Below are 22,272 nucleotides of genomic sequence, written 5' to 3'. Positions count from 1 at the left end.
CCGGATGAACGCGACGATGCTAATTTAGCACTACATTTGCACGTTTTCATGGCTAACCTCAAAGATGCCCCCCAAAGGGGCGGTGTTCGGTCCGATACCACATGAACAAGCGCATCCGTGGCACATGAGCTGACGCCCACCGTCACAATATGGCGGTGTCCTGCACGGTCGCTCCGGCGGGAAGACGGCATCATCAAGCGGCGTTTTCTGCGGCTTCATAGATTTTCCGAATGTCGTCCTGCGTCAGATCGACGGGGTTCCAATCCAGCAGCCTGCGGATCGCATGCGCATCTTTGGCCAGCGTATCGAAAGCGATCTCAGGCACGCCGTGCGCGGATAACGTCATGTCAACGCCCAAGGATTCACAATAGTGTCGCGCTGCAATGCGAACCTGCCCAATGTCTGATACCGGCTGGCCAAGTGCTGCGCAGATGGAAAGCGACTTTTCGCGTGCAGCGGGTGCATTCACCGCCAGCGTGTGCGGAAATATCAGCGTATTGGCCAGCCCATGCGGCAGGCCAAAGCGTGTTCCCAAAGGATAGGCCACTGCATGCCCTGCGGTGGTATTGACCGGGCCAAGGCAAATGCCCCCGTAAAATGACGCCAGCGCAAGACCTGCCCGCGCTTCCAGATCGGTGCCATCGGCTACGGCGCGGTGCAAATATGCCCCGACCAGTTTGATCCCTTCCAAAGCGTATGCATCAATCACGGGATGCGCCCTTTTGGATGTGAATGCCTCGACGCAATGGGCCAGGGCATCAATCCCAGTTGTCGCGGTGATGGGCGCGGGCACCGATACGGTCAGGGTTGGGTCAATGATTGCGAGATCAGCCAGCAGATGCGGGCTTTCGGTCGCAATCTTGGCATGCGTTGTCGGGTCGGTGATCAATGCCCGTGTCCCCACCTCTGATCCGGTTCCCGCGGTTGTTGGAACCTGCACCAACCCCAGCTTTCGTTTTGGCGCGCGTCCGGGGCCGGAGATGTCATCAAGCGTCAGGTCGCTTGCGGCCAGAACGGCCACCAGTTTGGCCAGATCCATGGCCGAGCCGCCGCCAAACCCAATGACCACATCCGCGTCCGCCACTTGTGCAAGTGCCGCCTCCAGCATGCGCAGATCAGGCTCGCCGCGCACCGCGCCGAAAACGGCAGCAGGATCGATGCCCAGCAGGCCGACCCGCGCCGCGTTGACCGGATCGGCCACGACAAACGGGCGGCGATACCCTTGGTCCTGAACCCATGCAGGCAGCGTCGACAGCGTATCTGATCCGAATCGGACAGTATGTGGGCGGTTCAGTTCTAGCGCCGTGTCGAGGGGTAGCATGTGATCACTCCAGCTTGATTCTGTTCTGTAAACCTGTAAATAGACGGATCGTATTCGTGCAATAACTAGGGCAGTTGTTTACAACCTGTCAACTCCAATTCACGACAAGGCATGGGCGGCTGGTTCATCGAGAACTGAAAATCGTAAGCATTTTCATACATATTTATATTTTAAATCAATTATTTAAATCGTTCCTTCGTGAATCATGACAGTCACGACAAGGGCGCGGACCGTGGGGGAAGTTCAAACTTATACCTGCATTACCTATTGACAACTTATCAACATTATTTCACCTTCCAGCAGGAGAGGCGGCGAGGGGAGCACAACAATGGCGGCAATTCGTGAAAGCAAAAGCGATATGATCATCGCTGTTGGTTTGCTGGCATTCAGTGGCTTCGCAGTTTGGCGCACATTGGGGATCAGGCGCGGATTTGGCAGCTCCATTGCCGGGCCGTCATTTCTGCCATGGGTCATGATTGCGCTGCTGGTGCTGCTGTCGGTTGCGTTGCTGGTGCGCGCAGGACTGTCGGCCCGCAAATCTGCTGATGTGCCTGTCATCGCATTGCCGGACCGCGCGACGGCCTTGCGGCTGGCGGGCTTTGTGGTGCTGCTGACAGGGTATGCGGTTGCGTTTTTCCCGGTGGGTTATCTGTGGTCAACGCTGGCAGCATTCGTGTTGGGCCTTTGGCTGATCGGAGAGCGCAAGCCCATGATGCTGTTTGGTTTTCCGGTAGCCATGACCGCCATCATATATTTTCTATTCACGAAGCTGCTGTCTGTCTGGCTTCCATAAGCGCGTATCATCAAAACAGGAGGAAACTTGATGAAAAAGGCAATTTCACTGGTCGCGTTGGCCGCGGCAACCCTGCCGGGGGCGGCGCTGGCCGATTTCCCCGTGCGCCCCATTCAAATGATCGTTCCCTATGCCGCAGGCGGGTCCACCGACCTGACCGTGCGCATTGTGGCCGAAACGTTGGAGCGGCTGTATCCGGGCACAACAGCGGTGGTGCGCAACCAACCCGGTGGCGGTGGCGGGATTGGCACGTCGGCCGCAGTGAATGCACGCAGTGACGGCTATACGCTGGGCGCGGGCGCACAAGGCCCGATTGCAATTCTGCCGCATCTTGGCGGAACCGATTACAGCATCGATGATGTCGAGTTTGTAGGCCTTTATGCGCGGTCCCTGCAAGTGATGGTGGCCTGTGCGAATGCGCCGTTTGACGATTATGACAGCTTCATTGCGTCGGCTGCCGAACGCGCGCCGCAGATCGGCAATTCGGGCGCGGGCGGGGCAAACCATATTTCCGCCGAAGCCTTCGCACAAGCGGCAGGCATCGCAGTTGAATCCATCCCCTTTGGCGGATCATCCGAAGCGCGGACTGCCTGTATCGGCGGCCATATCCACGCCATGGTCGCATCCCCTGCCGAGGCCCTTTCTGCGGTCGACTCCAATCAGATGACGCCACTTTTCGTGATGGAAGACGAGCGCATTGACCTGTTCCCCGAAACGCCTACCGCCGTGGAAAAAGGTGTGGATTTCACATGGTCGTCCTACAAGGGCATCATCGCGCCCAAGGGTATCGACGATGCGACCCTGAACTGGCTGCGCACCGCCATTGCCGACGTCGTGGCCGACCCGCAATTCATCGAGGTTATGACCGAGATGGGCGAATTCGTCACATATGAAGACGGGTCTGCTTTTGAAGCGCGCGTCAGGCGCGATGGCGACATGGCGTATTCGGTGCTGGATGCGCTGGATATGCTGGGCGTGAATAATTGAATCGTGCCTGACCAATGCGGGGGGCGGCGCGCACGCGCCCCCCGTAATTATGTTTTCCTGCACTAGGAAAGTCCGATGATGGAAACGATCGCCTATCTGGCCCCGCTGCTGCAACCTCAGGTCTTCGGGATCATTGCGTTGGGGGTCCTTGGGGGTATCTTGATTGGCGCCCTGCCGGGACTGACGGCAACCATGGGCGTGGCGCTTCTTATCCCGCTGACATTTGGCATGTCGCCGGTCATGGGGCTGAACATGCTGATCGGCATATATATTGGCGGGATTTATGGCGGCTGTGTATCGTCAATCCTGTTGCGCACGCCGGGCACGCCTGCATCTGCGGCGACAGTGCTGGACGGCTATCCGATGGCCGCGCGCGGCGAGGCAGGGCGCGCGCTTGGTATGGCGACAGTAGCGTCTACGATTGGTGGCCTGATCGCGGCGGTTGTTCTGGCGACGCTGGCCCCGCAACTGGCAGGAATTGCGCTGAAATTCGGGGCCGCAGAATATTTTGCGCTGGCCTTGTTTGGACTGACCATCATTGCCAGCCTGTCAGGTGATCTGCTGAAGGGCGCGATTGCCGGTGTGCTGGGCATACTGATCTCGACGGTGGGTGCCGATCCGATTGCGGGTGTCATGCGTTACACATTCGGCATACAGGGCTTTGCATCCGGTTTCGCGTTCACGCCTGCGCTTATCGGACTTTTCGCCCTGTCCGAGGTTTTTACCCAGATTGAACGGATGGCCAAGCAGGAACCGGCCGTGGTGCTGGTCAAGGGGCGCTGGCCATCACGGCAGGATATGCGCGACAGCAAAGGCGCGCTTGTGCGCGGTTCCCTGATTGGCACGCTGATCGGGATTATACCGGGCACCGGATCGGGCACGGCATCATGGATTTCCTATAACGAGGCGCGCCGCAGTTCCAAAACCCCTGAAAAGTTCGGCACCGGCTATGCACCCGGAATTGCCGCCACCGAAAGCGCGAACAATGCTGTTTGTGCGGCGGCCCTGATCCCGCTATTGGCCCTTGGCATTCCCGGTGATGTGGTGACAGCGGTTCTGATGGGCGGGCTGATGATACAGGGACTGGCCCCCGGCCCTATGCTGTTTCAGACGAACCCTGATGTCATTGTGGGAATATTCGGCGGCACCTTTCTGGCAACAATTTTCATGTTCGTGTTCGGGATGGCGTTGATCCCTGTCTTCGCGCGCATCCTGATGGTGCCGCGCAGGTTGCTGACAATGTCCATCGTGATTTTTTGCTATATCGGGGCGTTTTCCATCAACCTTAACCCTGTTGACCTGTATACGATGGTGGGTTTCGGTGTGCTTGGCTGGGGCATGCAGAAATTCGGGTTTTCGCAGGCCGCATTATGTATCGCACTGATCCTTGGGCCGATGATGGAATCCAATCTGCGGCGCGGCATGTTGCAGACAGGTGATAATATTCTCGCCTTCATCTCTGGTCCGATAACGCTGTTTTTCCTTGGCCTTGCGCTGTTTTCCCTGTTCGGGCCGGTGATTGCCCGTCATCTTGCGCAGGCCCGTATCCATAAACCGAACTGACGGAGTGTCCGTATGAAACGCAACGCCCATGTTGCCCTTGTGACCTGCTTTCATGACGATGAAAGCATCAACTATGATGCCACACGCGCGCAGGCACGCCGTCAGGTTGCGGCAGGAAATGACCTGATGGTTTGCGGGACGAACGGCGATTTCAGCGCCTTGACCCAGGCCGAAAAGATTCGTCTGATCGAAGAAGTGGCGGATGAGGTGTCGGGCCGTGTGAAGATCATCGCCAATATCGGCTGCCCGTCAACGTATGAAACCTTGCAGATCGCGCGGGCCGTGGATGGATTGCACCTGCACGGGGTGGCCGTGATCACCCCCTATTTCATTGCCTGCACACAGGACGGGCTGGAGCGTCATTTCACATCCATCGCGGATGCTGTGACAACCCCTGTTTACCTGTATGACATACCGGCCCGCACCCAGAACCATATTGAACCGGAAACTGCGCGGCGGCTGGCCGGTCACCCGAATATTGCCGGAATAAAGGATTCCGGTGGATCACCGGATACGGTGCTGGAATATCTGGAGGTGGCCCGCGACGTTCCCGGGTTTGATGTGTATTGCGCCCCCGATCATCTGGTTCTGTGGGGGTTGGAGCAGGGCTGCGCCGGGGTTGTGTCGGGGCTGGGCAATGTCGCACCTGATGTGTTGGCGGCCATCGTTGCGGGCTTTAATTCCGGCGATCTGGATGCGGCACGCCGCGCGCAGGACAATTTCGCAGGTTTGCGTAAGGATCTGTATGCGCTGGGGTTCCCGCCTGCGCTGGTCAAACGTGCGTTGTATATGAATGACCCGTCGGTAGGTTTGTCACGCCAGCCAGCCCTGTTGCCCGACCCGCAACAGGACAAGGCTATTGTCGCGATATTGCAGGCACGCGGGTTGCGGCCATGACAGTCATTGTCACCACATCACCGGGTTTTGGCAAACATGGCAGCGTGCCGGGCATAATCGCGGAAAAAGGCTGGACGCTTATTCGCTGCACGGACCCCGACCTGCACGATGGCGGGGTATCGCGGCATATAAGGGAAGCGGATTATCTGGTTGTCGGGCTGACGCCGGTGACAACGGACACGCTTGTCGGCGCATCGCGGTTGAAAGCGGTTCTCAAGCACGGCGTGGGGACAGACAATATCGACATTCCCGCCTGTAATGCGCGGGGGCTGCCAGTGTGCAACACGCCTGCCGCCAATGCCGATGCAGTGGCGGAACTGGCCCTTGGGTTGATGTTTTCGCTGGCGCGTTTCATCCCGCAGGGTCATGGGTCGGTCATATCAGGGGGCTGGAACCGGCGGGTCGGCAGCCAGTTGGGAAACAAGGTTCTGGGCATTGTCGGCTTGGGAAATATTGGCAAGCGGCTGGCTGTGATGGCGCGCGGGCTGGGTATGCGTGTTGTGGCAACTGACCCTTTTGCCGACATGGATTTCGCGCGCGAACACGCGATCACTGTGGTGGACCTGCCCGCGCTGTTAGGGCAGTCCGACTATGTATCGCTGCATGTATTCGGTGGCCCTGACACCGCGGCCCTTATCAATGCAGTGACACTTGCGCAGATGAAACCGGGGGCGCGGCTTATCAACCTTGCGCGCGGCGAAGTGGTTGATCTGGATGCGGTTGCCGCCGCGCTGGAGTCCGGCCAGTTGGGGGGCGTTGCGCTGGACGCCTTCGTAAGCGAACCCCCGGATGTCAGCCATCCGGTTTTTTCGCACCCCAACGCTGTATTCACCCCGCATTCGGGCGCCGACACGCAAGAGGCTGCTGAAAATGTCGGGCTGATGGTGCTGCAAGATATTGCTACGCTGGAACAAGGCCATTTGCCGGACCGCTGCCTGAATGCCACAGCCCTGCACGCAGGTGATTCATGAACTGGAGCTTAGTATGAACACGACCCCCATTGTCATTACCATGGGTGATCCATCCGGAGTGGGCGCAGAAGTCACCGTAAAGGCAATGGCGGCGCTGCCCGAGCAGCAGCGCGCGCGTTATGCCGTTATCGGCGATTTGCCAACGCTGGCCCGCGCGGTAGATGTGTGCGGCCTGACACTTGCATTGTCGCCGTTCGACCAACCCACGGCTATGGGCGCGTTGCGCGTGCTTCATGTGGATGTGCCGGATTTGCCGGGGCAGTTCGGCGTCTTGTCCCCTGCCTGTGGCGAGGCATCATTTCGCTATATTGAAACCGCTGTGAAACTGGCCATGTCAGGGCAGGCGCAGGGCATTGTGACGGCCCCGATTAACAAGGAAGCGCTTAACCTTGCCGGTCATCACTATGACGGGCATACGGGCATGCTGGCCCATCTGACGAATGCGGGGTCCAGCTGGATGCTGTTGGCATCGCCCACGCTGAATGTGTTGCATGTGTCGACCCATGTATCCCTAAAGGATGCAATCGGGCGCGCCACACCCGAACGTGTCCGCGATACAATTCGCATGGGGCACCGTCATTTGCAGCGTATGGGGCTGGAAAACCCGCGGATCGCGGTTGCAGGCATCAATCCCCATTGTGGCGAAAATGGTCTGTTCGGCCGCGAGGATGATGCACAGATCGCGCCGGGTGTCGCCGCCGCGCGCGCCGAGGGGATCAACGTTGCCGGACCCATTTCCGCCGATACGGTATTTCACCGCGCCAATACTGGCGGGTTTGACCTTGTCATTGCACAATACCACGATCAGGGGCATATCCCGATCAAGCTGATTGCATTTGATACGGCCGTCAATGTGTCACTGGGCTTGCCGCTTGACCGCTGTTCAGTCGATCACGGAACGGCCTTCGATATAGCGGGCAGCGGGCGCGCAAATCATGTGAACATGCTGGCCGCGCTGGACTATGCAGGCAAGCTGGCGGTGTCGGGTCGCTAGAGCATATCACGTTCATTCGCATTCACGAGATATGCTCTAACTTATTGATTTCGTATGTTCGAGAAGCTCAAAACCGGTTCCCACTTTTGAGCAACATGCGCTGGTTCATATGGCGCGCAAATATGACTGAATGCGCGCCAGCGTCCGGAATTGTCAGGTGCCGGGGGGGCGCTCTTTCATCCTTAGATCCAGCAGCCCCCCACCAAACAGGCGGTCGCGGGAATGCTCCAGATGCGTGCGCATCAGGTTCGCGGCCAAGGTGCCGTTTCTGTCGCTTATCGCATCAAAGATGGCAGCATGTTCTTCCAGCACTGCCTGAAGTGCCACCGCCCCATCCGTCATAAGGGATTCGCCATGCATGCGCATTCCAACATAAATATGTTCGCGCAAGGCGCGCATTGACGCTTCAAAATACTGGTTATTCGCGCCTTTGGTAATTGCCATATGAAAGGCGAAATCTGCGTCTTCGCGGTGTTCCCGGCTGCCGGTCGCCATGCGCATCATATCCAGCGCATGTTCTATTTCATCAAGCACTGCCTTGTTCTGACGCAATGCGGCGCATTCTGCTGCGGCGGTTTCAATCGTGATGCGAAATTCGTAGCAGCGTTGCACATCGGCCAGTGTTTCGACCCGCGCAAACCCAACCGGTTTGGACGCCGCCGCACGAACAAAATTCCCAGCACCTTGCCGCGAATAGATGATGCCTTCACTGCGCAGCTTCTCAAGTGCAATTCGCAGAACAGGCCGCGAAACCCCCAATTCGCCGGACAGCGTATTTTCCGACGGCAAGCGTTGGTTGATCGCATAGTCACCGTTCGATATGCGACTATAAAGCGCGAAATAAACCCTGTCAGACAAGGTCGCTTTCGGTTTCTCAACACCGCTGGAAATACGAGAGATAGACACAGGAAATGCGGCCTTTCATCAAGAGTTTGTGGCTGGCAGCCTAAACATATCGGCGATTTCCGCAAGCGTGTCCGGCCCGCCAAATCCACCCGACTTCGAAATCAAACGCAGGCCCGGATACCCGTCCAACAACCGCGATACCGGCACACCCGCCTGCAATTCCGCATCAACCCGTAAAAGTCGTGCACCAAGCTGGCGCAAAATGGCAGCAGCAGTTTCCCCGCCACATGCCAGCAAATTTGCAGGCTGATGCAGCTTTATGAATTGCGCAATTCCGCGCGCGAACTCCGCGCCTGCGATCTCTGGCGCAACAGGCGCGGCACCTTCGGTCATTTGAACGACCGCCAAGTGGGCAGACGGTATGGCAGGCACTGCCCCGTTTGGTGCGGCTGTAGCACTTAAGGATGTCAACTGATCCAGTGTAACAGGATCACGCGACCCGATTGCGAAAATCGACGACCCCGCAAACGGTTTCAGTGTGCCAGACTTACCAGTCGGGTGCAGCCTGCACGCCAACGCTTCGGCCAGACCCGCAGCACCGACAAACAAGGTGGATGAAGGATCAGAATTGCGCAAAGCGGCATTCAGATCATCTGCATTTTGCGCGTCGATCACATGGCTTCTGTCCAGCCCAAGTTTTTCGGCGATATCAATCGGGGCGCTTACACCGGTCCCTTGCAGATAGCCGTCCTTTACAACCCGGCCCAGACGCGGAACAGCAGGGCAGACCACTACGCAGGGGCGCGCAAAGGACAGCATGGACATTTCCGCCCGCAGATGCCCTTTCAGGCGGCTGTCAATTTTCTTGAACAGGACTGCATCGCGCCACTTCGGTAAATCTTGAAGAGTGTCAAACACGCCGGATAGGCGAATTTTCATTTGGTTTTCAGTTATTTCACGGCTGTTTAGGGATACGGCAAGCACATCCGGATCTTGCGCAACAGCGGCAGGAATGGCGCTTTCATCAAGCGCACATATGACGGAAAGGCCACGCTGAACAAACGCGACGGCACTATCAAGCGCACCTGTCAGATCGTCCGAAATCAAGAGTAGCCGCATCCTGCCCGCTTCCTAATAATAAGAAAGTGGATATTACAAGTTTACAGAAAGCAATACAAGCATGCGCACCATAATCCAGGACCCGTCAGGCGGGTATACAGTGTCGAAACCCTACGCCACGCAAGCCGCCTGATCGTGTCAATTGTCCGTAAGTTATTTCGAAAGTGCGTCTGCAATTGCTACAGCATGCAGAAGCCGCGCCGCTGCGGCCGCAGGGATTGTTGCCGCTTAGCTTTCTGCATCTTTCAGCGCGCGCCGCATCAGGTCCAGCATGAAGTCGCGGTAGTGTGGGTCTTCCTGCGCGACGTCGAAAATTGCATGCAGATACCCACGCTTTGATCCGCAATCATAGCGGCGCGAGGTATTGATGAGTGCCGAAACCTTGCCTTGTGCTGCCAGAATGTCGATTGCATCTGCCAACTGGATTTCGCCGCCTGCACCGGGTGCCAGACCCTTCAGAATATCGAAAATCTCTGGCTCGAATACATAGCGCCCATAGGATGCAATCTGCGATGGTGCGTCCTGCTGTCGCGGCTTTTCCACGATTTTCAGAACCTCAACCGTCCCGTCAGCGCGTGTGGCACCGGGCTTCACGATCCCGAATTTATGGACATCTTCGATCGGGACTTCGCCAACCGAAAGGAAATTGCCGGGCGTGGCTTCATGTGCGTCCAGCAGCATTTGGGTTGGCAGGACCGGGCCGCGCATGAAATCATCGGCCAGAAGCACTGCAAACGGGACATCGCCGACGGCGGGGGCCGCGCACATGACGGCATGCCCTAGGCCAAGGGGGGCAGGTTGACGAATGAAGATGCATGATACGCCATTGGGCACGATATTTCGCACCATGTCACGCATTTCTGTTTTGCCAGCCTGCGCCAGCTGGTTTTCCAGTTCAAGGTTCGTGTCAAAATGGTCCCCAACGGCGCGCTTGTTGCGCCCGGTGACAAAGATAAGCTCGGTAATTCCCGCCGCAATCGCTTCTTCTACGGCATGTTGCACGATCGGTTTGTCTATGATTGGCAGCAGTTCTTTTGGCATCGCCTTGGTGGCGGGCAGGAACCGTGTCCCCAAGCCAGCTACGGGGAAAACGGCTTTGGTGATCCGTGTCATAATGCGTCCCTTATTGTAAACTTTGGTACCATTGGCATTGCACCTTTACCCGACATGCCAAACATTGCCCATCAGCGTCAATAAAATGCGCCAGATTCTTTGAACTGTCGGAATGGTTTTGGCCATTGGGCGGCTAATTTATGTGCTGCACCAGAATGTTATCCCCAACGCGAGCAGAACGCCTTGTCACAGCATGCGCCCTTGATCTTGTTATGGTGTGTGTGCAGTCGCGCCGGAAATGGGGTTCCCATCTCTCGGCGCGTTGTTTCGCGATGGCGGCTTACTGGCGCTGGTCGTTTATCGCCGCTTCAGGGGCAGACAGGTGCATGAAATAGGATGGGCCAATAACCCGGACTATTCACGGGGTCAGTGTCGTTTCAGGCGCTGGTGTTATGCGCAGGCACGCGCGCCCAGGCGGATCGCCTCGGCACCAGTGATGGTGATGATCCCCATGGTGGTATGGCGGGCCGTTGTCATGAACCAGTTACGAAGTGCCCCCGGATAATGATCGGCCATAACCTTTGACCAATAGTCAAATTCGCGCGGGGACAAAGAGATACCGTAATATTGCGAAGACGGGCCATGAAAGCCAAGTCGCGCATTCCGTGCGACACAGGTATTGGGCAGGCCAAGATACATTGTGCACGCAGAGGCGCAGTTGCCGCGTATCTCGATGCGGTGTCCAGCGTTGCGCAACTGGGTAATCATCTCCAGACGGGCAGGGATACTGCCGCCAAGGTCATTGCGAACCACGTTGACAGGCGCCGCCTGTCCAAAGGCAGGCCCGGCCCCCTGCAATAACGCGATGATCAATATGCTGGCCAATGCTGCCCGCATCTGATGCAATGTCAAAGATGTCTTGTTGGAAAAAGGCCAAAAGTTCAATGCCCGCTGCGGCGGGGGAACTATGTTCAGCATGTCGAATATCCCGAATTGGATGAAGGGCCTTCTGGCCCTGATCCGGCCGAGACCCACTCCCGACCTGTTGGGATTTGACGCTGTCAGCCTTGCCCTGACGTGACCGCTTTGCGGCGCCACAATGGCAATTCAATTGGATTTTATGTGTCTGCCGTGAAGTGCAAGCGCGGCTTGTTCACGACCTGGCCTGCAACGCAAGTTGGTTCCGGGCAGGGTGCTTCGGGTATCGTGCAGGTGCGCACAGCATAAAGGGGGAAAACGTCTCCGGCGTTGCTGCCGCCCTTTGCCAATCTGTTCGCCGGCGTGTCCATCTGGTCACGCGGAAATACACCGCCAGGCAGAGTTCAAAGGGTCGGATGCCCGGTGATTGGGCTGTGCGGAGTTGCTGTGGTGCGCAAGGCCACGCGGCCCATAAGAAGCAGTCAGGGTGGTGGCACCTAAAGCGTTTCGGCGTTTCGTTGAACCGCCAGAAACGCTTTAAGCTTCTGTTTCGTCGCAATTTTGAGCCGAAAAAGTCTATCAACTTTTTCTGAAATTGCTTTATTCGTGTCAGAATCCAGTATCAGGCCTTTTCTTCACCGTAATAGCCTGCATAGCCGCTTTCATAATAGCGACGACTGGTATTGCCCGCGTTGCGGTTCAGCGCACCCAACAGGCGGACCCCCGGTTGCGCCACTTCGGCCAATTGTGTCGCGGCCTCGCGGAATTCGCTTTGTGTCGTATTGGCAAATCGCACGATCATCACAATGATATCAGCGACCTGGGCCAGATACCGGCTATCTACCACCGGCAGAACCGGAGGACTGTCCAGAATCACGATGTCGAATTCTTCGCGGACTGTCGAAATCATAGTCAGAAACAGTTCTGAATTAATCAACTGATCCGTTGGCTTGGTGCTGCGATGGCCTGCGGGCACAATAATCAGGTTCTTCAGGACATCGGCAAACGGTTCCAGTTGCTTGTGCGTGCTATCGGGGTCCAGATAGTCGATCAGACCGTGTTCCTGATTGGCGTCAAGGTAATGCGCAATCGATGGTTTGCGCAGGTCGCAGTCAATCAACAAGGTGCGTTTACCGGATGCTGCATAGGTTCGCGCCAAGGCAATGGCCGAGGTTGACTTGCCTTCGCCCGGCAGGGCGGAGGATACGAGGATCACAGTTCCCGGCGTTTTCACTTCGCCACCCTGCATGCGTTCGGCACGACTTTGATTCAGGTTGGTATCCAACGCGAGTCGCAATTTCCGGAAACTCTCGGCATACTGTGATAGCGGCGCATCAAGAATCTGATTGCCCAAAAGTTGCACATCTCCGTTGGGCGATGTGTCGGGAATTGCGCCCACGGCACGCGCCGCACTTAGATTGCCAAGTTGCGCCAGTGACGTGATGCCGCCGATATAGTATTCATTCAACAGTGCAATTCCGATCCCAAGGCCGATAGCAATAACCAAAGTCGCAGAAATGATCAGCCGCTTGTTCGGTGATGCGGCCGATGTTGGGGGAAGCGCTTCCGAGACGACCCGCGCATCTGAAATCTGGACATTGGCCAGTGCATTCAGATCCTGAACGCGCGACAGCAAACGTTGATATTGTTCACGGGCAATCGTGGCGTTTTGTTGCAGGTTGAAAAGGTCAGAAATGACCTCCGAAGACATATCAGTGCGCAACAAGGCATCGCGCAACTGCTCTCGGGCCTCGGCTTCGTTTTGCGCGATGGACGCAAGCTGCGTCTCGACTGTGTCCTGGACTTCGGCCAGTGACTGGGTCAGGTTCTGTTCAATCGAGTCGAGGGCCGCACGAAGATCGACCTCTGCCTGCGAACCTGCTGTCTCGCCACTCAGCCGGTTAAGCAGGCTTTCCCGTTCGCGCGCCAATTGCTCTATCGCGGTATCTTCCAGCGTTGCGGCCACGGTCATCCAGTCACTGCGTGCTGCCGCGTCTTCCGATGCTTCAAGCGCAGCAAGATTGGTGGTGCGCGAAGATTGTGCAGATTCCAGCTCGCGCCTGATCCGGCTGACAGAGGGGTCGTTGCTGTAAGCTTCCAGCCGCGCGAGGTTGTCATCGATAAAGGAATTCAGCGAATCCTCTATTCTGGTCAGGTTCAAGCGCGCGTTCTCCGTCTGCCTTTGCAAAACGTCCCGCGCCGCCATGATCGAGTCGGTCTTGTTGATGACCTGACGCTCGATGTATGTATCCACATACAGATTAGCCAAGTCGGCCGCGCGTTGCGGATCAGCCGAAGTCACGCCTACGGAAATCAGATATGTCAGGCCACGCCTGCGCACCTCGACCGAGGATCGCATTTTGCCGATTGTGCTTCTGACCAGTGCCTCACCAGAGCGGGGCGGCGCAGTGCGCAGACCGACGGCGCGGCGCAGGCGGTCAGTTGCGCCTTCCAGACCAAGGGCGATGGCGATCTTTTCACGAAGCCCCAAACTTGCCCCGAATTCAGGGTCGCGCACCAGATCACCTTTTTCCACGACAGCCAAAATGGTTGAATCAGCGCGCAGAACCTCTACCTCGCCATCGACACGAGAGTTAAGGATAGCGCTTTGACTGCTTTGCGCTTCGCGCGGGTCCAGCAGATTGGACTCACCAGCATCAATCGCAATAAGCGCGGTGGCACGATACATCGGAGTTGCGAGTGCCAGGTAAATGATCACCGGCACCAGCACGACAACAAAGGATAAAGCAATAAGCCGGACCTGACGACGCAGAATGCCTATGATTTCCTTCAGATCAATATCAGGTGACTCCACGTTGCTTCCTTCGACCAAGATAAATGTCCTATTAAGCATGGCAAAGCCAAGCATGCCCCCGTTTCGTTAGCATTGGCGGTCGGCAGACAAAAGACGTCTTTGTTCCGTTATGCCAAATTTCGCCGGTTTCGACTTACTTTTGGGTTACTGTGATAGTTTCTTGAACTCTGACCCATCCTTGAGGGTCAGAACCGCAGGTGACTGGCCTGCGATCAAGCGCAAGCTGGTCAACCTGCCTGTCGCATAAGCACCTGTGTCAATGCCGATCGATCTTGCACCGATTTCAGGGTCGGGCGTGATAACGTGCCCATGAACAAGCGTCAGGTCATTGGGCGCGATCAGGCCCTCACTGCCCCAAAGCAAGGCTTGCCAAGGTTGCGCGGTCAGGGGCGCGCGGGCATCGGCGCCAGCATGGGCCAGCAGATAAGTGCCGACATGCAAACCGGGTAGGGTGCGGCGCAGGAATGAAAGATGGCTGTCAGGAATATGCGCGGCCAGTAGCTGGCGCAGTTTGCGTTCAGGGCTGCGGCGCAGTGCGTCCGGGTCCATGCTGATGCCGTAAGATGCCAGTGTCTCGGCCCCGCCAAAATCCAGCCAGTTTGCATTGGCCGTCGGCGTGTTCAGATATGCAAGCATCATGGCTTCGTGGTTTCCACGCAAACAAACGCGGCGCAACGGGGCTGGCGCGGGCCGCAGCAGGTGGTCGATCAACGCGGCTGTTTGTGGTCCTCTGTCGATCATGTCGCCCAGCAGAACTATGGTCGCAACCCCGGAAAATTTAGCGGCGTCGCGCAGGATAGAGTTTTCCAGTTCTTTATATAATGACAGGCTGCCATGTGTGTCGCCCACAGCGTAGACAGGACCATCTTCCAGATCCAGCACCGGTATCTCGGCGCTGTCCGCAGGCGCGCCAATAGGCCGGACACCCAGTTTCTTCTGAAATAGCGACAACAGACTCATTTAGCCGGATCACTTGCCGTGATGCTTGCGGGTGTTGCGGACAACACATTGCGCGCAGGGGCTATTGCCAGTCCAACAATGAACAAAAAGCAATAGACATTTGCGGGGATTTCAAGGCTGAAATCAGCCAGCGAATGCACTGCTGCCACGCAGATGACACCCAATGCACCGGCCAGCACGGCGGGATCGCCTTCGCCCTTGCGAAACCTGCCTGCGATCAGGACGACAGCCCACAGCAACAACAGTATCGGCACCGACCCCACCAACAGGCCCTGTTCTACCCAAAGGGTCAGATAGGTGTTATGCGCCATGTCGAAATACAAGTGTGAGATAAGCCCTTCGTCACGGTAAAGCTGGAATGCGGCAGGGAATGCATCATAGCCAAACCCCGTAAGCGGCCGCTCTGCGATCATGCGTAGAACGACATCGTAAATCGCCATGCGGTCCGCGGTTTGCAAAACCGTGAACAAAGCCCGTTCGGTCACACCGCTGCCAGCCGATGACAGCAAGACAACCCCTGCCACGACAAGCACAATCGCAGCTTCCGTGATAATCCGAATGACTGCCGTGCCAAAGCGGATGCGCAGCACCAGAAAGGTTACAAACCCGCCAACGGCTGTTGCGAAAGCGCCCATGCGCGATTCGGTCAGCAGGATTGCCAAAGCCAGCACCAGAATAGCTGCCCACAGGGCCATGATCTCAAGGCGCTGGGGGGTTAGCAGGGTTGCGTGGCCGCGGTCTTTTTCGGCCAGGGACGCGCGATGCCCGCGCTCCAGCGTCAGCGCCAGTGCAAGGACCAGACCGAAGCCCAGAAATGTTGCGATGGAATTGCGGTTGATAAACGTGCCCGTCAAAACGCCACGATATGCTTCCTTTGTGCCCCATAGGGCGAAATCATCCAGCACCCGCAGCGCGACCATCCCGAATATTGCGTGAAGCAAAATACCCAGCATCAGCAGCATCAACAGCCCCCGCGACCGGACAGGCTGGGTTCCGATCTCGAACACAAGGATCAGAAACAGGATAAACCCCATCGCGCGGATCGCCCCAAGCAGCGATGCATCCCGCGAAACCGAAATGCTGGTGGGCCAGATTTCCGCAGGCACGATGGCGGGCAAGCTTGTCAGCCCAGCGGGCAGAAGCGTCGCCAGAGGCAGCGCTTGCAGCACCGCATAAAGTGGCACCACCAGCGCAAGCAGAATGAACCCGCGCATCTGTATTACCTGCAAACGCCGCTGCGCACCCATCAGGTATTGCGCGCGCAACAGATACCCCAACGCGCCCAAAGCAACCAAAAACGCCGCCAAAAGCCACCATGCAGGACGGTTGGACGCGACAGGGATGGCGCTCAGGATCACCAGAAACACCAGCAAGCGCCCTGTCAGCGAATTCATCCGCGCATAGCGCATGGACACTCTTGGCACGATAGCTTTGGTGGGGCTGTTCTCCACAACTCGGCTTTTCGGCTTTTTGATGTGGCCGGGTCTGGGTTCAGCGAGCATGGCGACGCACCTGTGACAAAAAGGCGGTCTGTTCATCGCCCGGGCGTGTTTCGATAAGGCTAATCAACGCGGGCTGGATGACAGGATCACTCCAGTAAAACTGCGCCAGCCAGGCGCGGCCAGCGTGTGCCTGCATCATGAAAGCCACATCCGCCGCGATAACCGGCGTGACATCTTCGAACCCCATGTCACGCAACGCAAAACCCCGCAATATGCGCAAGCGCGCTTCCCACGCGTCGTATGGCGCAGTTATCCATGATGCGACAACAGCGCGCGTAGCGTCGTGCGGATCCGTCGCGAAAAGCGCCTTGATAGCATGGGCCGCAGACAGTGTCGGGCTGCGCGTCAAAGCAGCATCTGCCAGTGATATACAGTTCGATGTCACCTTTTCGCGGGTTTCAGAAGATTGAATGCCCAGAAAAAGGCTGTCCTGCACTGTCGCGCAAGCCTCGAACACTTCGCGCTGCGCCCGCACGCTTAGCGGTACACGCAGTCGCGCCGGAGTTTCCGACAGTGTGCGAATCATTTCAAGATCAGAAGAACGCGCGAACTGGGCGGCCGAATATTCCCGCGCGAACGTGACGCCAACACTTGCCAGAATCGCGAGTGATGAGATATACCAGAGCAGCTTCATCGCGGCCTTTGACTTTACGAAAAAAATTTATAAACTGCACAAATCATATGCATCATCCTAGGTATCACGGGCTTATCGGCGAAAACAAGCACATTAGCGCCTGATCGAACGCAGAAATAGGTAAATTTTAAGTCAAGCTATTGTTACACGCCGGGGTTAGGTGGTAAGGATCATGAAACTTTTAAAGGAGTTGTCCACATGAACAAGAAACTTTTGATGGCCGCCGCGATGTTGTCGGGAAGCCTGGTGATGAGCACCGGTGCAAACGCGCAATCTCTTGTAGATTTTGCTGATATTGAAACGTCCTGCTCAACCAGTGGTGCGGCCTGCGCCGCTGCGATCCGCAGAGCAGTTGCCACGCTTCAGGCAGCAGGGTTGCCTGCCGCTCAGCTGAACGCAGAAATAGCGGCAGTGACAGGTGCAGCGATCTCCGCTTCACAAAGCTTGCCTCAGGCGCAGCGTGCATCCATCGCGCCCGCTCTGGTTGAAGCGGCATCCCTTTCAACAAACGCTGCGCAGCGGGCCTCCATCCAGACAGCAGCGGCTCAGATTCAGGCTGGTTCGCAGGTTACGTTGTCGCCCGTAGGTCAAACTGCAAGCCCTTCCTGATACTCGGTTTTCGGGTATCTGGAGCTTGGTAGAGTTCTAGTTCCAGCACAAACACAGAGCGCTTTGGCGCTCCAGTTTTGCTGGCGTGTTTTTGAGTATTCTCCATTTGGTATCATGAACCCTCCGCAAGTGGGGTGGTTTGTTTTGTGCATAGCCCGGTTTTGCCACTAAACTTTTAGAAAAATACGAGGAAACAGCTCATGGATCGTTCTCTGAGTTCAGACGCAGACTATAACCTCGGATCAAGTGCGCAGTCCTTTGACGGTCACAAGGCTGAGATATCGGCTTCCAACCCCCGCAGCGTTTATCTTCGGGCGGGAAAGCGCGTACTAGACGTTACATTTGTTTTATTCTCTATTTGGTTCACCCTGCCAGTTATTCTGATTTGCGCAGCAATCGTGGCGCGCGACGGTCATTTCCCGTTCTTCGGGCATACACGGGTCGGAAAGGACGGAAAGGAATTCAAGTGCTGGAAAATCCGCACAATGGTTCCCGACGCGCAACAGAAGCTACATGAACATCTTGCTGCATGCCCCGAGGCCCGGGTAGAATGGGACGCGACACGGAAGTTGAAAAACGACCCTCGTATCATTCGCTTTGGCCAGTTCATGCGAAAGTCCAGTCTGGATGAACTGCCCCAGATATTCAACGTTCTTCTAGGTCAGATGAGCATCGTCGGCCCCAGACCCGTGGTGCGCGACGAGCTGGCATATTACGACAAAGGGCAGGCGGCGTATCTGGCGATGCGGCCCGGTATCACAGGTCTGTGGCAGGTCAGCGGTCGTAACGACGCAACATATGAACAGCGCGTAGCGTATGACATAGCATATCACAAAAGTGCGTCGCTGCTGCGCGATTTTAGTATTATCCTACGAACCCTAAAGGTCGTTGTTGTTCGCAACGGATACTAGAACATGCTGCGGAAAATTGAGAAGCGGCTTTCTGCCGCTTCTCTGACGTGAGCGACCAAAGAGCGAGATTGACGTGAGCGACCAAAGAGCGAGATTATTGCGTGTGAATGCCAGCGGAACTAGATGGCATCCGCCGCACTTGCACTGAAGGCATCTGCGGACCACGCGAGGCTATGTTGAGCCGCCAGCGCCTGGTGTTCATGCCGCCGGTCCGGAACGTGATCATCGCGGTGATCAGCCCATAGCGTAAGTGTTCAACCGCACCGTGCTGCACTCCACAGGCAATGAATATGGTCTGAGTTGCCAAGATGAGCCGTCAATCCAAGCGATCACAACAATACCGCATGTCTATCGTCTCATAAAGCGCGCGTGCATTAAACTGCACGCGCGCGTAGGGCCGAAAGTGCAGGCCCCACGCTGCCCCTCAACGTTCCGCCAATGCAGTTCCTATGCTGCGCACAACATTTCCCCTTAGCGGGCCTAATGCACATTCCCTGCTTATCCCTGCATCAGCACAGAAACGGTTGATGGCCGTGATGGTCGCACCGGTAAGCAACCCGTTTTTTGCCCCTGTGTAGTAACCGTCTGTTTCAAGGAAGCTCTGAACAACATAAACATAAGCGTTGACATTGTGTCGGCGCAAAACAATGAAAGCGATTGGCAGTTCTTCAGGCGATGCGCTCATCAACAGGTCAGTCAACTCCTGAAATTGTGCCGCGCTTCGCGCAGGCGGTGCCAGAGTGTCGATCTTGAAGCGCAGGGTTGCACGCTCTGGCAACAAGTCTGAATGCATGTCCATTATGCGGTTCAGTTCGCGTGTCGCCTCGACAGAACGCTGGTCACGCTCGCGTAGCCAATAGGCAAAAAGGGATGCCGCCGACCCTTGGTTGCCATCATCCGCACCCTCTTCCAAAATCTCCAATGCTCTGGCGAGAGCTTCATCTGGCACTAAATCAGATGCGCTGGAAACGATAAATCGGGCAATGCCGATGTTCCCGTCTTCCAACGGTTCCGAAGCAAGCGGGGCAATTTGCGAAGGGTCCGACAAATCTTCGAACGCTTCGGTAGCATGACCGCGCAACAACAAAATCCGCGCGCGTTCCGCGATGCGATCATGCGTGCCATCTGCTGCGTTTTGAAATGCCTCCAATGCCCCGGCAGGATCGCGATCAATAATCTCGCCCGTAAGTAGCATAGCTCCAAGGGGCAACCATGCTGCGGCGCGTCCGGACTCTGCGGCCATGCGATAAAGGCGGGCGGCTTCAGCACCATCCACAGGGCCACCGACACCATCGCGCGCCAGGTTGCCAGCCTGCTGGGCTGCAATCGCGTTCTCCGAAGCCAGATCAGACAGGATCTGGCGCGCCTGCGCTGGGTCCGCGTCCATCCCTTTACCGTCCAGCAATGCGCTGGCAAGCGCTATCTGTGCCCCAACATGCCCGGCGGCGGCCGCATCAAGCATGAATTCGGAGGCGCGATCGAGATCAAAAAAAGGACTATCTTCGTCACCAAGTAGACGCATCAGCACGACATTGGCCTGCATTTCATCAAGTTCTGCCGCCGCTTCGAAGGCAGATATTGCACGGGCAATTTCGCCCTCGCTCCGTAAGGCGTTGCCCAACGTCATCAGCGCCCCTGCATCGCCGTCCTCGCCCAGCATTTCCAACTCGGTGAAAACCTGCTGGCGCTCATCTGCGCTGATATCTTCGTTCAGGGCCGCGCGCAGATCGCGCAAATTGCGCGGCGCGGTGCTATCACTGGAATCGGCATCTTCCGCAGTATTTGCACCTGCTTCGGTTTGGGAAAACACGGGCGTTGTCGCCAGACCAGTGGCCCCGAGGGCAACACAAAGCGCAAGCTTCGAAACAAGAGTTGGAAAACGCATGAGACTATTCCTTTCTAGCTTAGTTCTCGTTTTGCGCAAGGCGGGTGGCTCTGGCCTTACGCTTGGAGGTGTTGGTGATCGCCGAAGACGACAGGTAAGTGATTTATGATGCGTGTTACGGCCTGGATTATTGCTTGGTCTGTGGACGCGTAGGGTTACAGGCCCTTTCAAGGATTCTTCTCAAGAACGGTCCGCCCTATCCGAAACTTTGCCTGCGATGATCCGCTGGACTGAACACGAAAACCGGCGTTCATCTGCGCAGCTTCCGGATCAGAAATGATGGTTTTCCCGAAAAACGCGCGCAACGTGTCATCAATAGAAATGTCATCAGTCAAGTGAATACGGCCCAACTCATCGCGGTCTGTGCCACTCATCGAGGCAGCGCCATTTTCATTAAAGCTGCCGGAAATCAAAGCAAGCTCAGCAGAGAAGGTCCAGGAATCGCCAACGTGGGTATCCATCCAGTTTCCGGCATCGGTGAATTGCAGGATTGACGCACCGGTTGATGCTGTCTGCGTAATTTCGACGTCCAGATAATCCGCTGTTGCGGCGACGATTTCAGCTTTCCTCTCGGCCCTGCGGGAAAAATCCAAGAGCAGCCATCCCTCCGGCAGTTGCCCGGCCCCGCCCATAATGCCTGCATGCGCGGCACTCAGATCCACATCAAAGGCACACTGCGTGGTCATGTCAATCGCCGCCGCTTGTTGTTTTTCCGCAATCTCTGAGTGACCCACAATCGGCGCGGATACGGACGTATCCTCACCCGAGTCGAACAAACGCAAGGACATCCCGGTAAAGACTCTGTTGCGACCCTCCAGCCTGTCGGTGTTCAGGTTACACAGCACGCGCATTGCCCCGCTGCGCTTGAGCGATTGAACCCAAACTGTCACCAGGCCGCGCGACCAGAAACAAGCAAACTGACGCCGCGATCTTGGTGTAGGTCGCTGATGAAAATGTCATGAAACACTCTCCCATTCAGGTTCAAAGCATATACCACCATAGGGAAAACGCGACCGGGGTGAAACCCGTAACACCGTGTTTTTCCAGTGCTGCCCAAAGAAGGTGCGCTTTTCTGATGCGCGATGCAGCAATAGCCAAGATCATACACGGCGTTGCATCGCGCAGCGTGCGCCTTGTTTGGCCATTCCTAAGCGAAAACAGTGAACATGGGGTCAATCTTAGCGTTGGGATTGACGCAAGAGAATGCTCTTATATGAAAGGCTGCCCAGATGGACATTTTCAAGTCGCATGCGCTGACCGCCGCAGGTCCTGCAACAGATATTCTGCCTGTTATCCCCAATGACGCCGATGATCTGCCGCTTGCGGCCTCGGCGCTTTATGTTGAAGAAGGCGGCACGCTGAGTGTTGTCACGATCCGCAACCAAACACGCACGGTTGTCGTAGGTGATCTGGCGCTTTTGCCTGTTGGAATTTGCCGGGTGCGGGCAACGGGTACGACAGCAACCGGAATTCATGCATTGGTGATTGCATGAT

Annotated in this window: 21 protein-coding genes; 10 read left to right on the top strand and 11 right to left on the bottom strand. The window is 56.6% G+C overall.

The genetic code is table 11. The features are described 5' to 3' along the window. Positions 1–193 precede the first annotated feature (193 nt). Positions 194–1,321, bottom strand: coding sequence for an iron-containing alcohol dehydrogenase (locus P8S53_RS18070; RefSeq protein ID WP_277807226.1), 1,128 nt, complete (start codon positions 1,319–1,321; stop codon positions 194–196). 328 nt (positions 1,322–1,649) lie between these two features. Here P8S53_RS18070 and P8S53_RS18065 point away from each other — a divergent pair, with 328 nt between their 5' ends. From P8S53_RS18065 to pdxA, 6 genes are all read left to right on the top strand, one after another. Next, positions 1,650–2,114, top strand: a complete 465-nt coding sequence (locus tag P8S53_RS18065) for a tripartite tricarboxylate transporter TctB family protein (protein WP_277807225.1) — start codon at positions 1,650–1,652, stop codon at positions 2,112–2,114. Between the two features lie 30 nt (positions 2,115–2,144). Next, positions 2,145–3,101, top strand: a complete 957-nt coding sequence (locus P8S53_RS18060) for a tripartite tricarboxylate transporter substrate binding protein (protein ID WP_277807224.1) — start codon at positions 2,145–2,147, stop codon at positions 3,099–3,101. Between the two features lie 78 nt (positions 3,102–3,179). Next, positions 3,180–4,664 (top strand): tripartite tricarboxylate transporter permease, encoded by a 1,485-nt coding sequence (locus P8S53_RS18055; RefSeq protein WP_277807267.1) that lies wholly within the window; start codon positions 3,180–3,182, stop codon positions 4,662–4,664. Between the two features lie 12 nt (positions 4,665–4,676). Further along, a complete protein-coding gene (locus P8S53_RS18050) occupies positions 4,677–5,561 on the top strand; it encodes a dihydrodipicolinate synthase family protein (protein ID WP_277807223.1) in 885 nt (294 codons plus the stop codon). After that, positions 5,558–6,532: a phosphoglycerate dehydrogenase gene (locus P8S53_RS18045; protein ID WP_277807222.1), complete on the top strand. Its 975-nt coding sequence runs from the start codon at positions 5,558–5,560 to the stop codon at positions 6,530–6,532. Before P8S53_RS18050 ends, P8S53_RS18045 begins: the two co-directional genes overlap by 4 nt. Before the next feature lie 13 nt (positions 6,533–6,545). After that, positions 6,546–7,526 carry a 4-hydroxythreonine-4-phosphate dehydrogenase PdxA gene (gene pdxA, locus P8S53_RS18040; protein WP_277807221.1) on the top strand — a complete coding sequence of 327 codons (981 nt, stop codon included), beginning with the start codon at positions 6,546–6,548 and terminating at the stop codon, positions 7,524–7,526. 153 nt (positions 7,527–7,679) lie between these two features. Here the strand turns inward: pdxA and P8S53_RS18035 are convergent, their stop codons facing one another. From P8S53_RS18035 to P8S53_RS18025, 3 genes are all read right to left on the bottom strand, one after another. Further along, a complete protein-coding gene (locus tag P8S53_RS18035; RefSeq protein ID WP_277807220.1) occupies positions 7,680–8,384 on the bottom strand; it encodes a FadR/GntR family transcriptional regulator in 705 nt (234 codons plus the stop codon). A gap of 66 nt (positions 8,385–8,450) precedes the next feature. Then, positions 8,451–9,491, bottom strand: coding sequence for a four-carbon acid sugar kinase family protein (locus P8S53_RS18030; RefSeq protein WP_277807219.1), 1,041 nt, complete (start codon positions 9,489–9,491; stop codon positions 8,451–8,453). Between the two features lie 228 nt (positions 9,492–9,719). Further along, on the bottom strand, positions 9,720–10,604 hold the full coding sequence (locus tag P8S53_RS18025) for a UTP--glucose-1-phosphate uridylyltransferase (RefSeq protein ID WP_277807218.1): 885 nt from the start codon (positions 10,602–10,604) through the stop codon (positions 9,720–9,722). Between the two features lie 219 nt (positions 10,605–10,823). On the opposite strand from P8S53_RS18025, the gene P8S53_RS21460 reads away from it, so the two are divergent. After that, on the top strand, positions 10,824–10,934 hold the full coding sequence (locus P8S53_RS21460; protein WP_373418555.1) for a hypothetical protein: 111 nt from the start codon (positions 10,824–10,826) through the stop codon (positions 10,932–10,934). 60 nt (positions 10,935–10,994) lie between these two features. On the opposite strand, the gene P8S53_RS18020 is transcribed toward P8S53_RS21460, so the two are convergent. The 5 genes from P8S53_RS18020 to P8S53_RS18000 all read right to left on the bottom strand — a co-directional run bounded on the left by P8S53_RS18020 (position 10,995) and on the right by P8S53_RS18000 (position 17,373). Beyond that, complete coding sequence (locus P8S53_RS18020) at positions 10,995–11,429, bottom strand: hypothetical protein (RefSeq protein WP_277807217.1); 435 nt, start codon at positions 11,427–11,429, stop codon at positions 10,995–10,997. A gap of 655 nt (positions 11,430–12,084) precedes the next feature. Beyond that, positions 12,085–14,277 (bottom strand): polysaccharide biosynthesis tyrosine autokinase, encoded by a 2,193-nt coding sequence (locus P8S53_RS18015; RefSeq protein ID WP_277807216.1) that lies wholly within the window; start codon positions 14,275–14,277, stop codon positions 12,085–12,087. A 144-nt stretch (positions 14,278–14,421) separates the two neighbouring features. Then, the gene (locus tag P8S53_RS18010) at positions 14,422–15,237 is read right to left on the bottom strand and encodes a metallophosphoesterase (RefSeq protein WP_277807215.1); all 816 of its coding nucleotides are present in this window, start codon (positions 15,235–15,237) and stop codon (positions 14,422–14,424) included. Then, positions 15,234–16,646, bottom strand: a complete 1,413-nt coding sequence (locus P8S53_RS18005) for an O-antigen ligase (RefSeq protein WP_277807214.1) — start codon at positions 16,644–16,646, stop codon at positions 15,234–15,236. The genes P8S53_RS18010 and P8S53_RS18005 overlap by 4 nt, the downstream gene beginning before the upstream one ends. 82 nt (positions 16,647–16,728) lie before the next feature. Next, positions 16,729–17,373, bottom strand: coding sequence for a hypothetical protein (locus P8S53_RS18000; RefSeq protein WP_277807213.1), 645 nt, complete (start codon positions 17,371–17,373; stop codon positions 16,729–16,731). 198 nt (positions 17,374–17,571) lie between these two features. Here P8S53_RS18000 and P8S53_RS17995 point away from each other — a divergent pair, with 198 nt between their 5' ends. Both P8S53_RS17995 and P8S53_RS17990 read left to right on the top strand, forming a co-directional pair. Then, on the top strand, positions 17,572–17,982 hold the full coding sequence (locus P8S53_RS17995; protein ID WP_277807212.1) for a hypothetical protein: 411 nt from the start codon (positions 17,572–17,574) through the stop codon (positions 17,980–17,982). Positions 17,983–18,182: 200 nt separating this feature from the next. After that, complete coding sequence (locus P8S53_RS17990) at positions 18,183–18,893, top strand: sugar transferase (RefSeq protein WP_277807211.1); 711 nt, start codon at positions 18,183–18,185, stop codon at positions 18,891–18,893. Between the two features lie 424 nt (positions 18,894–19,317). Here P8S53_RS17990 and P8S53_RS17985 read toward each other — a convergent pair whose 3' ends face one another. Both P8S53_RS17985 and P8S53_RS17980 read right to left on the bottom strand, forming a co-directional pair. Next, a complete protein-coding gene (locus P8S53_RS17985; protein WP_277807210.1) occupies positions 19,318–20,949 on the bottom strand; it encodes a tetratricopeptide repeat protein in 1,632 nt (543 codons plus the stop codon). Continuing rightward, a complete protein-coding gene (locus P8S53_RS17980; RefSeq protein WP_277807209.1) occupies positions 20,946–21,668 on the bottom strand; it encodes a hypothetical protein in 723 nt (240 codons plus the stop codon). The genes P8S53_RS17985 and P8S53_RS17980 overlap by 4 nt, the downstream gene beginning before the upstream one ends. A 339-nt stretch (positions 21,669–22,007) precedes the next feature. Here P8S53_RS17980 and P8S53_RS17975 point away from each other — a divergent pair, with 339 nt between their 5' ends. Further along, positions 22,008–22,271: a hypothetical protein gene (locus tag P8S53_RS17975; RefSeq protein WP_277807208.1), complete on the top strand. Its 264-nt coding sequence runs from the start codon at positions 22,008–22,010 to the stop codon at positions 22,269–22,271. The last annotated feature ends 1 nt before the right edge of the window (position 22,272 follow it).

The sequence above is a fragment of the Roseinatronobacter sp. S2 genome (genome assembly GCF_029581395.1).
Classification (GTDB): Bacteria; Pseudomonadota; Alphaproteobacteria; order Rhodobacterales; family Rhodobacteraceae; genus Roseinatronobacter.
This window is presented reverse-complemented; position numbering and strand designations above follow the sequence as displayed.

Coding starts and splice junctions, on each gene's coding strand:
- P8S53_RS18070 (WP_277807226.1), bottom strand. CDS start 1,321: ATGCTACCCCTCGACACGGCGCTAGAACTGAACCGCCCACATACTGTC.
- P8S53_RS18055 (WP_277807267.1), top strand. CDS start 3,180: ATGGAAACGATCGCCTATCTGGCCCCGCTGCTGCAACCTCAGGTCTTC.
- P8S53_RS17990 (WP_277807211.1), top strand. CDS start 18,183: ATGGATCGTTCTCTGAGTTCAGACGCAGACTATAACCTCGGATCAAGT.
- P8S53_RS18010 (WP_277807215.1), bottom strand. CDS start 15,237: ATGAGTCTGTTGTCGCTATTTCAGAAGAAACTGGGTGTCCGGCCTATT.
- P8S53_RS18025 (WP_277807218.1), bottom strand. CDS start 10,604: ATGACACGGATCACCAAAGCCGTTTTCCCCGTAGCTGGCTTGGGGACA.
- P8S53_RS18045 (WP_277807222.1), top strand. CDS start 5,558: ATGACAGTCATTGTCACCACATCACCGGGTTTTGGCAAACATGGCAGC.
- P8S53_RS18000 (WP_277807213.1), bottom strand. CDS start 17,373: ATGAAGCTGCTCTGGTATATCTCATCACTCGCGATTCTGGCAAGTGTT.
- P8S53_RS18060 (WP_277807224.1), top strand. CDS start 2,145: ATGAAAAAGGCAATTTCACTGGTCGCGTTGGCCGCGGCAACCCTGCCG.
- P8S53_RS17975 (WP_277807208.1), top strand. CDS start 22,008: ATGGACATTTTCAAGTCGCATGCGCTGACCGCCGCAGGTCCTGCAACA.
- P8S53_RS18030 (WP_277807219.1), bottom strand. CDS start 9,491: ATGCGGCTACTCTTGATTTCGGACGATCTGACAGGTGCGCTTGATAGT.
- P8S53_RS18005 (WP_277807214.1), bottom strand. CDS start 16,646: ATGCGCTATGCGCGGATGAATTCGCTGACAGGGCGCTTGCTGGTGTTT.
- pdxA (WP_277807221.1), top strand. CDS start 6,546: ATGAACACGACCCCCATTGTCATTACCATGGGTGATCCATCCGGAGTG.
- P8S53_RS18065 (WP_277807225.1), top strand. CDS start 1,650: ATGGCGGCAATTCGTGAAAGCAAAAGCGATATGATCATCGCTGTTGGT.
- P8S53_RS18050 (WP_277807223.1), top strand. CDS start 4,677: ATGAAACGCAACGCCCATGTTGCCCTTGTGACCTGCTTTCATGACGAT.
- P8S53_RS17995 (WP_277807212.1), top strand. CDS start 17,572: ATGAACAAGAAACTTTTGATGGCCGCCGCGATGTTGTCGGGAAGCCTG.